The 13,029-nt window shown below is 59.8% G+C and carries 15 protein-coding genes; 5 read left to right on the top strand and 10 right to left on the bottom strand.

The features are described 5' to 3' along the window. On the top strand, positions 1–1,074 hold a 1,074-nt coding region (locus ACFWYE_RS25755; protein ID WP_379115032.1), incomplete at its 5' end, for an RHS repeat domain-containing protein. Then, the gene (locus ACFWYE_RS25750; protein WP_379115031.1) at positions 1,071–1,622 is read left to right on the top strand and encodes a suppressor of fused domain protein; all 552 of its coding nucleotides are present in this window, start codon (positions 1,071–1,073) and stop codon (positions 1,620–1,622) included. The genes ACFWYE_RS25755 and ACFWYE_RS25750, both read left to right, overlap by 4 nt. 148 nt (positions 1,623–1,770) lie before the next feature. Here the strand turns inward: ACFWYE_RS25750 and ACFWYE_RS25745 are convergent, their stop codons facing one another. Next, on the bottom strand, positions 1,771–1,938 hold the full coding sequence (locus ACFWYE_RS25745) for a hypothetical protein (protein ID WP_379115030.1): 168 nt from the start codon (positions 1,936–1,938) through the stop codon (positions 1,771–1,773). Positions 1,939–2,165: 227 nt separating this feature from the next. On the opposite strand from ACFWYE_RS25745, the gene gspD reads away from it, so the two are divergent. The 3 genes from gspD to gspG are packed head-to-tail and all read left to right on the top strand — an operon-like array spanning position 2,166 to position 5,247. Continuing rightward, complete coding sequence (gspD, locus tag ACFWYE_RS25740; RefSeq protein ID WP_379115029.1) at positions 2,166–4,298, top strand: type II secretion system secretin GspD; 2,133 nt, start codon at positions 2,166–2,168, stop codon at positions 4,296–4,298. Continuing rightward, positions 4,298–4,789, top strand: a complete 492-nt coding sequence (locus tag ACFWYE_RS25735; protein ID WP_379115028.1) for a prepilin peptidase — start codon at positions 4,298–4,300, stop codon at positions 4,787–4,789. The genes gspD and ACFWYE_RS25735 overlap by 1 nt, the downstream gene beginning before the upstream one ends. 29 nt (positions 4,790–4,818) lie before the next feature. Further along, positions 4,819–5,247 carry a type II secretion system major pseudopilin GspG gene (gene gspG, locus ACFWYE_RS25730; RefSeq protein WP_379115038.1) on the top strand — a complete coding sequence of 143 codons (429 nt, stop codon included), beginning with the start codon at positions 4,819–4,821 and terminating at the stop codon, positions 5,245–5,247. Between the two features lie 93 nt (positions 5,248–5,340). Here gspG and ACFWYE_RS25725 read toward each other — a convergent pair whose 3' ends face one another. The 9 genes from ACFWYE_RS25725 to ACFWYE_RS25685 are packed head-to-tail and all read right to left on the bottom strand — an operon-like array spanning position 5,341 to position 12,754. Then, positions 5,341–6,036, bottom strand: a complete 696-nt coding sequence (locus ACFWYE_RS25725; protein ID WP_379115027.1) for a type II secretion system protein GspJ — start codon at positions 6,034–6,036, stop codon at positions 5,341–5,343. After that, complete coding sequence (locus ACFWYE_RS25720) at positions 6,029–6,361, bottom strand: type II secretion system protein J (protein WP_379115026.1); 333 nt, start codon at positions 6,359–6,361, stop codon at positions 6,029–6,031. The genes ACFWYE_RS25725 and ACFWYE_RS25720 overlap by 8 nt, the downstream gene beginning before the upstream one ends. Next, positions 6,358–6,825: a GspH/FimT family pseudopilin gene (locus tag ACFWYE_RS25715; RefSeq protein ID WP_379115025.1), complete on the bottom strand. Its 468-nt coding sequence runs from the start codon at positions 6,823–6,825 to the stop codon at positions 6,358–6,360. The genes ACFWYE_RS25720 and ACFWYE_RS25715 overlap by 4 nt, the downstream gene beginning before the upstream one ends. Further along, on the bottom strand, positions 6,822–8,033 hold the full coding sequence (locus ACFWYE_RS25710; RefSeq protein WP_379067309.1) for a type II secretion system F family protein: 1,212 nt from the start codon (positions 8,031–8,033) through the stop codon (positions 6,822–6,824). The genes ACFWYE_RS25715 and ACFWYE_RS25710 overlap by 4 nt, the downstream gene beginning before the upstream one ends. Further along, on the bottom strand, positions 8,033–9,667 hold the full coding sequence (locus ACFWYE_RS25705; protein ID WP_379067311.1) for a GspE/PulE family protein: 1,635 nt from the start codon (positions 9,665–9,667) through the stop codon (positions 8,033–8,035). Before ACFWYE_RS25705 ends, ACFWYE_RS25710 begins: the two co-directional genes overlap by 1 nt. Further along, complete coding sequence (locus ACFWYE_RS25700) at positions 9,660–10,571, bottom strand: hypothetical protein (RefSeq protein WP_379115024.1); 912 nt, start codon at positions 10,569–10,571, stop codon at positions 9,660–9,662. Before ACFWYE_RS25700 ends, ACFWYE_RS25705 begins: the two co-directional genes overlap by 8 nt. Then, positions 10,561–11,112, bottom strand: coding sequence for a hypothetical protein (locus ACFWYE_RS25695; RefSeq protein WP_379115023.1), 552 nt, complete (start codon positions 11,110–11,112; stop codon positions 10,561–10,563). Before ACFWYE_RS25695 ends, ACFWYE_RS25700 begins: the two co-directional genes overlap by 11 nt. Beyond that, positions 11,109–11,711 (bottom strand): type II secretion system protein GspM, encoded by a 603-nt coding sequence (gene gspM / locus ACFWYE_RS25690; RefSeq protein WP_379067316.1) that lies wholly within the window; start codon positions 11,709–11,711, stop codon positions 11,109–11,111. The genes ACFWYE_RS25695 and gspM overlap by 4 nt, the downstream gene beginning before the upstream one ends. Continuing rightward, positions 11,711–12,754 (bottom strand): PilN domain-containing protein, encoded by a 1,044-nt coding sequence (locus tag ACFWYE_RS25685; protein WP_379067318.1) that lies wholly within the window; start codon positions 12,752–12,754, stop codon positions 11,711–11,713. The genes gspM and ACFWYE_RS25685 overlap by 1 nt, the downstream gene beginning before the upstream one ends. Positions 12,755–13,029: the final 275 nt, after the last annotated feature.

Raw genomic sequence — 13,029 nt, 5'->3', positions numbered from 1 at the left:
GCCTACGGTCCTGATGGGGTACGGGTGAAAAAGGCTTCGGCCTTCGGCACCACGCTTTACCCGAGCGCAGATGTCGAGATCGATCCGGCGACGCCTGGAGCGGAGAAATACACCCGTTATCCGCACCCGGACATCAAAGTGGTGAACGGCGCTAAGTTCTTCCTGCATCGCGATCATCTGTCATCGGTGCGCATCGTCACCGATGCCGCCGGTGCGGTTGTCGAAAGCACCGGCTATGCCGCCTATGGCGAGCGCCTGAACTCGGGCTTCCAGACACAGAAGGGTTACATCGGCGAGCGCTTCGATCCCGAGACCGGGCTGCTTTATCTCAATGCCCGCTACATGGATCCGGTGCTTGGTCGGTTCATTTCGCCGGACAACTGGGATCCAACACTGCCGGGTGTAGGCACTAACCGCTACGCGTATTCGGGAAATGATCCGGTCAACAAGTCGGATCCAAACGGTCACGTATTTGGAGATTGGTTTTCTTCCAAATCCGATCGTGATGCAGCTAACAAAGCTGCTGCCGAAAAGATGCACTCTGTTGCGGAGAAACAAAAAGAAGAAAATAATTGGTTAAGCGATTATTCGGCAAACCTCTCTGAAGAGATGTCAAATAAATATCGCGCAAGAGTTGGTAAGACAACGGCCCAGCTGGCGTTGATGGATCTCGCGGAGGTACTCGACAATGTGCCGCTGATAGCTGCGAGGCCGTCAGCTCCTGCAGTGAGAGTTACATTGCCTGCCGCCCAGGTGGAGGCAGAGCTTGCAGGCCCATTTGAAGCTTACAATAGAGCTAAGCACTATGGGAAAACGCCTACGGCCGCTGATCGGAAAGCATTTAATGCAGGAAAGGATGAGGTGGTTGACCATAACCCACCGTTGTCGGAAAGGTACTACAAAGGTGACCCCAATGTGGGTGAGAAACTGGGTATGTACATGAATCAGGCAGAACGCAAAGCAAGTGCTGCCGATCGAAGTCGAATGAGGCTCCAGTCTCGATCTGAATCTAACGCGCAAGGAGGATTTTTAAGTGCGTTTTCGAAGGCGATGAGAAAGGAACTGGGTCTATGATAACCGCAAGCAAAATCAGGAGCCACTATGAAGATAACTGGCGGTCTGCTGCTGATTTACTTACGCATGACAGAGGGCCTGTTCGAGATTTCCCAAAAGAATTTGGTATTTTGAGATTCGAGCCGCGTGACAATAGAAGGATGTGGACATATGCAACTTGTGGAATGTCGCTTTTTCCAAATACAAAGGGGCTAGAGCTTCATATTTTCAGCGAAAAACGCGAGGATAGCCTTATCGAGTTACTTTACGTTGTTGCTCATTTTCAGTTGAGCGAAAGAGAGTTGGGTTTGTGGCATTCCGTGAATTTTGGAAGGCCTTGGTTGGGTGATTCAAAATGCTCATACGGCCTAATCTCTTTGCCTTACTTGGATGGGCCATCGCTCGAAAATCTAAATGATGGAGCTTCCCTTGCAAAATTTTACTGGTTACTTCCTGTGACGCGAGATGAGATCGAATTTAAGAAAAGAGAGGGGGTCGATTCCCTTGAAAGAGTTTTTGAAGAAAAGAAGGTAAATTATCTCGATGAGAATCGTAATTCTGTCGTGTGATTTTCCGTTGAAGTTTGTATGTAAAGACGATAATTTCAGACGAGACGTATTTAATTAAAGAGTGTCGAGCACATTATTCGTGGCCTCTTTTGGGTGATTCGTAGTTCGCTGTTGAACGAAGCGAACAATTAGATCCATGATGAACCTCTTAGGCCAGCGTTCCTTGGGTTTGCGAGTACTTAGTCTGAGTCTCGGACCTGTCGACGATGATCAGGGCGTCATCAGGCGTCGGCTTCCGTAGCCCCTTGGCTTCCGATCGCTGGGCGTCCATCCAAGCATCGGCTTCCTCGGACGTGGTCAGCAGGATGACCGGCATCGCTTTTTCGCGGATCGGCTTGATGAGAGTATTCGGGTTCGTGGTTAGGAAGCCACTGAGTCGCGGCAGAGTGTGCGAATGAACGCCCCGACTACCTTCGATCGCGCAATCTCGTACCATCTGCCATTTTCTACATTCCTGTGGAAAGAGCCTTCCTTCCACCCCTCAATTCAACGCCCGTCTACAAGAAGGGATAGCATAGCCCAATTGGGGAATCGGGTAGGCGAATGGCATGGGGCAGCCGGATCGTTTTATGCGTGGCGCTGTTTGCTGCGGGCTGTACGTCGCCGACCGGTGGCGACTTCTTTGCCGAGACGGTTGAAAGTCTTCATGCAAAGAATTCTCCCTTGCGTCCGGCAGGAGGCGGCAGCCAGCGGCTGGCGTCGTCCATCGGTTCGGGCAAGCGCTTTTCGGGCGCCCAGTACCAGGGTTCCGGCAATTTCGTTTCCTATGGCGCGCCGGTTGCCAAGGTAACAGGTGACGGCAGCGGGCAGTTCGAGCTCAACCTTGTCAATGCGCCGATCACACAGGCGGCCAAGGCAGTGCTCGGCGATGCGCTGCAGGTGAACTACGTCGTCGACCCGAGGGTGCAGGGCACCGTCACCTTGCAGACATCCAAGCCCGTCTCGCGTGACGCCCTGGTCGATATCCTGGAATCGGCGCTTGCGGTGAACGGGGCCGGCATCGTCAAGCGGGCCAATTCCTACCAGATCATGCCGATGGCCGAGACGCTGGCCAGCACGCCGTCGGTCAGCGTGCCATCGGTCACGCCTTCGGGGCCAGGGGTCAAGGTCCAGGTTCTGCAGCTGCAGTACATCGCCGCCGACGAAATGAAGACGATCCTGGAGCCGATCACCCGGCAAGGTACGGTGCTGCGGGTCGACAGCACGCGCAACCTCATCACCGTTGCCGGCAACAATTCCGATCTCGAAGCGATCCGCGAGGCCGTCTCCGTGTTCGACGTCGACTGGATGAGGGGCATGTCGGTCGCGCTGCATCCACTGAAGGCTTCCAAGCCCGACGCCGTCGCGTCCGAGCTGGAATCGATCTTCGGAACCAAGGGCGGTGCCGGCGGAAAGGTCATCCAGTTCATTCCGAACAACCGGCTGAACTCGGTCCTGGTCATCACCTCGCGACCGGCCTATCTCGCCCGCGCGGCGAGCTGGATCGCCAAGCTCGACACACTGGCCGAGACCAATGAAGAGCAGCTTTTCGTCTACCAGATCCAGAACAGGCCGGCGAAGGAGCTTGCCGAGGTGCTGAGTTCGATCCTCGGCGCGCAGAATGGCGGGGCTCGCAAGGCTGCGGCCGACAACATATCTCCCGAGATGGCGCCTATCGCCATGTCCTCGGACGGCATCACCCCGGCGCCGTTGACCGGAGGCAGCGAACCGGTGCCGCAACTGGTCGCGGAGGAAGGTTCCGCGGGCGGGCGCATCAAGGTCGTCGCCGATACCGACAACAATGCGCTGCTCATTCAAACGACAGCGCGCGAATATCATCGCATCGAGCAGATCCTGGCCAAGGTCGACGTGCTGCCGACGCAGGTCATGCTCGAGGCGGTGATCGCGGAAGTGACGCTGAATGACGAACTGAAGTTCGGCCTGCGCTGGTTCTTTGAGAACAACGGCATGAAGATTTCACTTTCCGACGTGGCCAGCGGCTTCGCCGGCGCATCGTTCCCGGGTTTTGCCTGGACCTATGCCAGCAACAATATCCAGGTGACCCTCAATGCACTGGCCAGCATCACCGACGTGAACATCGTTTCGGCGCCGACGGTCATGGCGCTCAACAACCAGAAAGCCATCCTGCAGGTTGGCGACCAGGTGCCGATCGTCACTCAGCAGTCTACCGGAACTGCGGGGGGCAACGCACCAATCATCAATTCGGTCGAGATGAAGGATACCGGCGTTATCCTGACGGTGACACCCCGCATTAACAATGCCGGCCGGGTCCAGTTGGATATTGGTCAGGAAGTCAGCAATGCGGTTGAAACCACGTCATCTGGCATCGACTCGCCGACGATCCAGCAGCGGAGAATCCAGACCAGGGTGCTGGTCAATGACGGTGAGAGCCTCGCGCTCGGTGGCCTGATACAGGAAACCAATTCCATCAAACGCGCGCAGGTTCCGTTACTCGGGGATATTCCACTCCTGGGCAACGCCTTCAAGAACAAGACCGACGGCATCAAGCGCACCGAACTGATCATCTTCATCAGGCCGCGCGTCGTTCGCGATATCAAGGAAGCCCGCGATGTCACCGAGGAGTTCCGCGGCAAGATCAGCCTGCAAACCCCGATCCAGAAAAGGCGCGGCGGAAAAACCAAGGTCGAGCAGGACCTGAAGAGGCTCGCCTACTGATGGCTTCGCTATCGCCGGCACTGCTTGCGCAGGGTCTTGTCCTTGCCGTGCTGCTCGTGGCGATCGCGGTGGTCGACGCGCGCCGGATGATCATACCGGATGCGCTCAATCTTGCCCTCGCCTTGACCGGCATCGCCTTCCACCTGCCAGCCGGGCTCGTCGCCGTGAGCGTACAGCTTGCCTCTGCCGTTCTGGTCTTCGCCCTGATCTACGGCATTCGCTACGCGCACAACCGGATGACCGGTCGGATCGGGCTTGGGCTGGGCGACGTGAAGATGATGTCGGCCGCCGCGTGCTGGATCGGGCCGATGCTGCTGCCAATGCTGCTGTTCATCGCGAGCGCGGCTGCATTGGTCGTCGTCGGTTGCCAGGCTGTCGCGGGATTCACAACGGACCGCAACAGGCGCATCCCGTTTGGCCCCTTCATCGCCCTTGGCCTGGCCTGCACATGGGCCTATCAACAGTTTTCCGCAATAGAGATCGGATCATGAGAACGGATCGAAAGCGCGTGACGTCGTGGATGGAGCGGTTTTCAAAGGGAACACGCGCCGAAGCCGGTTTCACACTCGTCGAACTGCTGGTGGTGCTCGCGATCATCGCGTTGATCGCCACGCTGGCGGCACCACAGGTGCTCAAATATCTCGGTTCTGCCCGGACCAGCGCCTCGAAAGCACAAATCCGCAATCTCGAAAGCGCGATGGAACTCTATTACCTGGACAACAGTCGGTACCCCAGCGACGAAGAGGGCCTCGGGGTGCTGGTTGCGGCCCCGCAAGGCGCAACCCGCTGGAATGGGCCTTATCTCAAGGGCAGCACCGGGCTGAAGGACCCCTGGGGCCGCCCCTATCTCTATGCCTTGAAACAGGATGGCAGCGGCATCAGCATCAAATCGCTGGGGCGCGACGGCAAGCCGGACGGGACCGGCGAAGACCAGGATATCGGCAACTGATCCGGCTGGAGCGATCCCGGACAACCGTGCCGCGACTTGCGTCCAGAATTGCGCAAGAAGAAGCTGGAGCGTTTCCGAAACGACCGGAACGCTCTACAGTTCGGGCGATGAGCCTGAGTTTTCCGAACGCTGCGGGTCCGTCGTGGCCAGGTCGAGGCGCACCAGTCCATTGGACGAATAGGCCTTGCCGCCACGCAGGATTTCCAGCCTGATCCGGACGGCAAGGGGCAGACGCCTGAGGCTCTGCCAGGTCGGCAGCCAGTTCAGCCCTTCAGGGGTGTTTTCCAGATATTCGAACGACAGGCCGGTGACGCCGGCCAGGAGCAGGACCTCCTTCTTCGGATCCTCGGCCTGGACGCGTCTCGTTCTGTTCGCGAGCACGAGATCGTAGCGCGTGCCCGTTGCGGTGTTCACGGGTTTTCGCAGGCCGATGGCGATCTGGCGCAATGCGTTGGTGCCGAAGCCGACGGGTTGGATGGCGTTGAGCTGAATCTCGGACACCGCGCCCTGAAGATAATGGACCTGGTCCGGATTGGATGGCAGCAACGGCAGGGGTTCCGCGTTTGCGATCGTTGTTTCGAGAAAGCGGACGGCGGCATTCACTTCCGTTTCGGCCTCCGATGCGCTGTCGATCCGCACGAGGGCGCCGGTCTGTCCGATGAAAACGACCATCAGCGACGACATCACCGCGACGAGGATCAGTGCGACCAGCACCTCGACGAGCGTGAATCCCGCCGTTGCCGTTTCGTGGCGGGGGTCGTGCGTGGCGGTGCCGCAGACCTCACTCACGATGGTCATTCCGCGACGGGATGAAGGTCAGGAACGAAGCGCCGCTCCCGGGGATCCGGACCGCCGTCAGCTTCTTGCCGCCAACGTCGATTTCCTGCAGGCTCCAGCCTTCGCCGGACTGTCCCGACGCCAGGGGGCCAGACGTTTCGAGGCCGGTCAGTTGTCCTCTCATTCGCAGCATCGCGTCGGTCTGGTTTCGGGCGGCAGCGAGGCTGCGCGCCGCCAGCACGATCGACTGGCTTGCGATCGCCAGGGCCAGGGCAAGTATGGTCATGGCGACAAGCGTCTCCAGCACCGTGAAGCCGGCTTCGCCATCCCTGGTCATGGCGCTTCCACGAGGCTGGTGGTGCCGGTCAGCCAGTTGACTTCAACCCTGGATTTCTTGCCCGTCAGTTCCAGATCGATCGCCATGCCCGATGAACTTCCGTTCGGAAGGAAGGTCAGCGTCGCGCCTTGCTCCGATGTCGTGGTCTCCAGGCCAGTCGTCAGTGTCATCCTGGTTCCGGCAGGCAGAATACGCCTGTCACCGTCCAGAAAACGAATGATGCGTGTCTGCGGGTTGAAGTCGATCCGCTGCGGCTTGCCGGTGGCGATCGCCAGGGTATGCGCGACCCGCAAGCGAGCGGTCAGTTCCTTCGACAGATGGTGCAGATCCGGCTCGTTTGACCGCCGCGACAACGCCGGTACGGCAATGACCGCCATCAATGCGATGATCGCCAGCACGACCATGAGCTCGATCAGGCTGAAGCCGTCCTGCCGGCCATGTTCTGCACACATGGCGTTGGTCATTTGAGCGCCAGGTCGTTGATGGAAAGGATCGTCGTCATCACCGAGATGACAAGGCTGCCGACGAGCATGCCGAGAACGATGGTCAGGGTTGGCGTCAGGAGCTTCAGGAGCGTCTCGATACGTTTGGAAACTTCAGCCTGCTGCATTCGGGCAGCGCGCTCCAGCATCAGGGGCAGCGCGTTGGCATCTTCGCCGAGCGCCACCAGGGAAACGACCGCGTCACGGAACATCTTCGACCTGCCCAGGGCCTCGTTGAGGCGGGCGCCGTTGCCGACATCGTTTTCCAAACGGGCAAGGTCCGGCGCCAGCGGGCTGTTGCCAACGGTTCCGGTTGAAAGGCGCAGCGCTTCGGTCATGGCGACGCCATTGGCCAGTAGCAGCGCCAGCGCCTCCAGATAACGCGCGGTGGTGGCTTCCTTGAGCAGAGGGCCGATCCACGGAATACCCACATACCAGCCAAACAGCCTTTTCTTGAGATTGGCCGAGCGGCTTGCGGCGAGAATTGTCAGCAGGACAATGATCGCGATCAGAGGAAAGATGAACGGATAGTCGCTGACGACCGCGCCAAGCCCGGCCAGCAGGCGCATGGTCAGGGGCGGCGGCGTCGAAGCTCCTTCGAAGATCGGTTCAAGCGCCGGCACGAGAACGAAAGCCAGGACAAGCACGGCCCCTGCCATCACCATCAGCAGGAAGATCGGGTAGGCAAGGGCGCTGACAATCGCCGAACGCCGTTTTGCCCTTGCTTCATGGATCTCGGCCAGCCGCTCGCAGACCACAGGCAGCTTGCCGCTGCGTTCGCCGCTCGCCAGCAACGCGATCACGTCGGCCGGCGCATTGTCCAGGCTGGAGAATGCTTCGGCAACCGATCGTCCCGCTGTCGTCAGATCGAGGATGCCTTGCAGGCTCCTGCGCCGCGAAACGTTGGTTTCACTGGCGATGATCGCCGCGATGGCCCGGTCAATGGTGAAACCGGCATTGAGCAGGACCGACAGGTCGGAAAAGAGCTTGCCGAGGTCGACGGGGCGCGAGAAGAGCGACTTGGAAGATGACCGTCCGAGCGTCTGCCTGTCGCCGACTGCCGTCAGTTGGTAGGGCCTCAGACCTCGCCGCGCCAGTTCGCGTGCCGCCTCCTGCGCGGTGCCGGCGTCCAGTGTTCCGGCGTCGTGCTTTCCGTTGGCGAAATAGGCCCGGTAGGCAAATGCCGGCATCAACTGTCTCCACGAAGATCGATGACGCGCCGAATTTCCTCCTCGGTGGTGATGCCGCCTTCCACGAGGGCCTGTGCATGGCTACGCATGGGAACCAGCCCCTGCTCGACCGCCAGGTTCTGGATGTCGAGTTCGCTGCCCTCAGTCTCGATCAGCGCCGCGATCTCCTGTGAGACGCGCAGGATTTCATGGGCAACGGTTCGACCGCGATATCCGGTTCCGTTGCAATGCGGGCAGGATTTGGCGGCTGTCTCATCATGCGTGCATGCCTTGCAGACCCGTCTCAGCAACCGCTGCGCGACGACGCCCCGGATGGTGGCGCCGAGCAGATAGCCGTCGAGCCCCATGTCGCGCAGGCGCGTCAAGGCGCCGGCTGCGCTGTTGGTGTGAAGGGTCGAAAACACCAGATGCCCCGTCAACGCCGCCTGGATGGCAATCTGGGCGGTTTCGCGATCCCGGATTTCACCGACCAGGATGATGTCCGGGTCCTGGCGCAGGATCGATCGCAGCGCAGTGGCGAAATCGAGGTCGATCGCCGGATTGACCTGAAGCTGGGTGATCCCGGCCATGCGATACTCGACGGGATCCTCTACGGTGAAGATCTTGACGTCGGCTCGCGAGCATTCCGCGAGAATGGAATAAAGCGTCGTCGTCTTGCCGCTGCCCGTCGGGCCGGTGACCAGAATGATGCCGTTGGGTGCCTGCGAGAGGCTGCGTATCTGCGCCTGTGCGCGATCGTTGAATCCCAGGCGATCCAGCTTGAGTTCCACACCGCTGCGGTCGAGAATTCGAAGCACGATGGTTTCGCCGTAGATGGACGGAACGATCGAGACACGCAGGTCGATGTCGCGCCCGCGCACGGCAAGCCGCATGCGGCCGTCCTGCGGCAGCCGTCGCTCGGCGATGTTGAGCCGTGCCAGGATCTTCACGCGCGTGGTGATGCCTGCCAGCATCGAGGCGGCCGTCGTGCCGACGACAGACAGGATGCCATCGCGACGGAACCTTATCTGGACATGGTCTTCCAGCGGTTCGATGTGGATGTCTGTCGCGTTGGTGTCGACCGCCTGGTGTATGGTTTCCGCCACGAAGCGCACGATCGGTGCCTCTCGCGCGAAATCCTTCAAGCGCTCCAGGTCGTCCATGCCCACGTCGAGGCTGTATCCGTTGCCGGGATCCTGTTCCACACTCTCTTCGATGCTTGCCTGCAAGCGTTCGATGTGGAGGCCGATCGTGCGGCGCGGCAGGATCCTCAGGACCACCGGTTTGTCGAAATGGAAACCGACAGCGGCGATCGTGGCAGCGGCGAACGGATCCGCCACGGCAAGCAGGACCCGTTGCTGGTCGATCTCGAGCGGGAGGAGCGCATGTTCGTGCAGGTAGCCCGGTGTCATGGCCGAGAATATGTCCTTGCCGACCAGTTCCGGCACTTCGCTCACCTGGGGCACATCAAGAAACTGCGACAGCTGGACGGCCAGTTCCTGCTCCCCCAGGAGACCGAGTTCCGTCATCACGGTGTCGAACGGATGGGCGGAGGTTTTCGACGCGCTGAGCGCGCGTTGGGAGGCGTGAACGGTCAGGATGCCGTTCCGTTCAAGGAAGGCGAGGAATTCCTCGACGCGAGGCAGACTATTCATCGCCCCATTTCCTGATCATGTTCGAGACCGGTGTGCCGAAAAACATGTCGCAGTCCTGCGCGATCGGCTGTCGCGGCGGGATAATGCCGGATTGCCGCTGCAACACCTGGGACAAGCGCCTGAAACCTCCAGGCTGCGAAGGCGTGGCTTCGACGACATAGCCGGCATGGCCAGCGGTTCCCGATCCGTCACGACCGACCGTGACCTCAATGGTATAGACGGAAATCCTCGCACCCTCATAGACGGCGGTGTCGACGAGAGACCTTCCCCCAAAAGCCGCGCGAAGGCGAACCGGCGCACGCTCCGGTGCGGGAATGCCACGAAAGGATTTGATCGTGAAAACACTCAGCAGGTCGCGCAGATCGAGCCGCGCCAAAGCCCGAAAATCCTGCAGCTCGGACACCGACTCGAAGGCGGCGTGCTTGGAAGTTGCTGGACCGACCCCGGCGATGGCCTCTTCGGAAAATACACTTGTAGATGCGCCGCGATAACTCGCGACAGATGTCGCCAGCAACTTGGCTTTGGCCTCATCGAAACCAAGCGAGCGGAACCCGAGCGAGAGCGTTTCGTCGTCGGCCGCATTGAGGTCGATCAGGCCGGCGTGGTCCTGGACGACGATTTCGAAATTGAACGGGCCGATGCGGCATTGCGCCGGCTCGGAATTGATCTTCAGCGCGGGCGGCGGCTTTTCGCCGGTCAACTCAGCGGCCAGGACATTTGAAAGTCCGTCAGCGAGCAGTGACAGCCTCTGATGCTCGGTTTCGTTGCGGGCGATCATCAGGCGTGTTCGTGCGGTGATGGCGAAAGGAGTGATGATGGCTGAGACGATCAGCAGGAATGCCAGTACCACGAGCAGTGCAAATCCGGCACTGCCGCTTTTGCCCGAGCTGGTCCTATCGAGCATTGCTGCCTGTCTCCGGGGAGGGCGCATTCGTGCTCGGCGGATAGAGGGAAAGGCGGATCGACTGCTCGCCGCGCTGCAAGGTGACCTCATCCCTGGTGATGGCGGCTATCGTCCAATCATCGATGGCTTCGCCGTTCCGGAACCAGCTAGCATCCTGCTTTCCTGAGGCAAGAAGCAGCGCTTTCGGAATTGTCTGTGTCACGCTGACGCCCAGCAACTGCGGTGGCGGCGATTGTGACGGAACAGCTTCCGCGGGAGCCGCGAGCGGCTCGGCGAGTGGTGGCTGTTCATCGGTTGCGACGGGGACTGGTTTTCGCCGTGTCGAATTGAACAGCGGCCGCTCGAAGGTTTCAGAAAAGCCATCGAGGCTGGAGAGCGATACAGGCTGCGCCTTGTCGCCCGTCCGTGGCTTGCCGGGATCCGACCGGTCATCTGTCGCGATGGGACTGGTTCCGGCGGGGCGCTCATAGAGACTGAAGTTGACCGCTCCCAATGTCACCAGGACCGTGCCGAACAAAAGGGTGAGCGCGAACTTGTTCATGGCTTGCTCTCGGCGTTGTTCGTCGGCGCGCCTGTCTGCAGCACGCCGTAAAACAGCAGTTGAGCCGATATTTCGTTCGCATTGGCCTGAGGCATATCAGGATTGCCTCCAGTCGCGGTCAACGTCGCCTCGCGGATAAAGAGCACCGGCATGGTGGTTTCAAGATTACGCAGAAGCCCGTGGATGTTTTCCAAGGCGCCCGAGATGTTGGCGCGCAGCCCGACATAGACGACACCCTGTTCGTTGAGGGTGGGAGCATTGCCGGCCGAAAGAACAGTCACGTTCGCGGCACTTGCCGCCTCGCTCAATCTTTTCTGCAGGCCGCTTCTGGCCGCCGCTTCATTTTCCCCCGGCAGGAATTCAGCCTGGGACGCCTTCTCGGCAGTGTCTGTAGTCTTGATCGATTTTTCGAGAGCGACGATCGAAAGCAGACGACCAAGTTCCACACGCTTTTCATACACTTCGCTCCTGGCAGACATGACGGAGCCATAGAGCCCGGCCACGATCGCGCAGGCCACTGCGAGCAAGATCAGCCCAAAGACAATCGCCGCACCACGTCGGACGAGGAGAGGAGCGTTAAGGAGCCGAACGGACAGCATCAGACGTCGCCGGTCGTCGCGGAGATGGTGAAGCGTTCGCCGGATTGCCCCGGTACCTTTGTCACCGGCGCCGAGAATTCGGGAGAAGTGAGCAAAGGAGAGCCTTCGAGCGGAGCGATCAGTTCGGACGCCGAGGCTGCATAGCCGGTAATGGTCAGCGTATTGCCTTTCGAGGAAAAGTCGGTCACCCAGGCGCTGTCCGGCAAGACATGGGTCACCTCCGCCAGAAGCTTGACGACGGACACCGAGCCGCTTTTTTCCTTGCGGATCTTTTCGACCTGATCGAGTTGCGTCTGCCGCTGCCGAAGCATGGTCCGCGCAGCCCTGGCCTCGGTCTCGACCGATGCGATCTTTTCGTCGAGCTCCGATGACGCCTGCCAATAGCGCCATTGGACGTGGCCATAGGTGGCAAGCACGACAACAGCGGTGAGGCAGGCCATCGTCAAAGCCGTTTTGCGAAGAACCTCCCCAACTGCGCCAGGCTCTGCAACTTCAGCCATGCTCAAGCGATCTATGGGCACGGCTGCTTCGCGACCGCCAATGCGGATTGTGCGAATGGATATGCCGTGCGTCGCGACCGCTTCGACAACTGGCCCCAGCGTCCCTTTTTTAACCAGGTAATAAGTGCTGTCGCTGCCGGCCGGGGTGGCGAAAAACAGATGCACCTGGGCAATGTCTATCGGTGTCGTGGCCATGACATCCAACTCGGCCATGGCCCGCGCCTGTCTTCGTGGCAGCCGATAGGGGGCAAGCGATCGCTTCAGGCAGATCGCGCCGTCGAGGCGGATGTCGCACGAACGGGCTTTCGCCGATGGTGTTCCGAGTTTTTCGGCGATCTCTCGCGCCGAAGCCTTGAGGTCCAGCGGCAGGGACTGGAACTCTGCCTCGTCTCGTCCGTGAACACGAATGCCGTCTTCAGCAAGGTCGACAGTCCAGTCCGGCGCGCGGTCTGGCATTCGGGGCCTGTTGCGCGATACAAGGTCCCGGATTTCTTCGGACCACCAGTCGAAGAAATCGAGAGCCTGCGTCATCCATGGTTTCATGAGAGGTCGCCCCCCAAGACGACGACCGAATCCTACCTTTTTGTGAACTTACAATCAGCAGCGCTGCGAAACACCCTTCACCCGACTTGCGTAGCAGAACCCACAGGTTTCTTTGGAACTAAATATCGATGTGCATGGCCATCTCACATGGCCTCCTTCAGGAAAAACCTGAGAGCGTTGGGAAGAAAATTGCCAGGGCATCCTATCCTGGTCTCCCTGTGGTTTTGGAAGGATCCAACCGGCGACGCATCGCGCACAGGATCAGCGGCAGCCGT

This window comes from Mesorhizobium sp. NPDC059025 (assembly GCF_042739655.1).
Lineage (GTDB): Bacteria > Pseudomonadota > Alphaproteobacteria > Rhizobiales > Rhizobiaceae > Mesorhizobium.
Note: the sequence above shows the minus strand (reverse complement) of the source record. Positions and strands in the feature narration are given on the sequence as shown.

Coding starts and splice junctions, on each gene's coding strand:
- ACFWYE_RS25750 (WP_379115031.1), top strand. CDS start 1,071: ATGATAACCGCAAGCAAAATCAGGAGCCACTATGAAGATAACTGGCGG.
- ACFWYE_RS25745 (WP_379115030.1), bottom strand. CDS start 1,938: ATGCCGGTCATCCTGCTGACCACGTCCGAGGAAGCCGATGCTTGGATG.
- gspD (WP_379115029.1), top strand. CDS start 2,166: ATGGCATGGGGCAGCCGGATCGTTTTATGCGTGGCGCTGTTTGCTGCG.
- ACFWYE_RS25735 (WP_379115028.1), top strand. CDS start 4,298: ATGGCTTCGCTATCGCCGGCACTGCTTGCGCAGGGTCTTGTCCTTGCC.
- gspG (WP_379115038.1), top strand. CDS start 4,819: ATGGAGCGGTTTTCAAAGGGAACACGCGCCGAAGCCGGTTTCACACTC.
- ACFWYE_RS25720 (WP_379115026.1), bottom strand. CDS start 6,361: ATGACCAGGGATGGCGAAGCCGGCTTCACGGTGCTGGAGACGCTTGTC.
- ACFWYE_RS25715 (WP_379115025.1), bottom strand. CDS start 6,825: ATGACCAACGCCATGTGTGCAGAACATGGCCGGCAGGACGGCTTCAGC.
- ACFWYE_RS25710 (WP_379067309.1), bottom strand. CDS start 8,033: ATGCCGGCATTTGCCTACCGGGCCTATTTCGCCAACGGAAAGCACGAC.
- ACFWYE_RS25705 (WP_379067311.1), bottom strand. CDS start 9,667: ATGAATAGTCTGCCTCGCGTCGAGGAATTCCTCGCCTTCCTTGAACGG.
- ACFWYE_RS25700 (WP_379115024.1), bottom strand. CDS start 10,571: ATGCTCGATAGGACCAGCTCGGGCAAAAGCGGCAGTGCCGGATTTGCA.
- ACFWYE_RS25695 (WP_379115023.1), bottom strand. CDS start 11,112: ATGAACAAGTTCGCGCTCACCCTTTTGTTCGGCACGGTCCTGGTGACA.
- gspM (WP_379067316.1), bottom strand. CDS start 11,711: ATGCTGTCCGTTCGGCTCCTTAACGCTCCTCTCCTCGTCCGACGTGGT.
- ACFWYE_RS25685 (WP_379067318.1), bottom strand. CDS start 12,754: ATGAAACCATGGATGACGCAGGCTCTCGATTTCTTCGACTGGTGGTCC.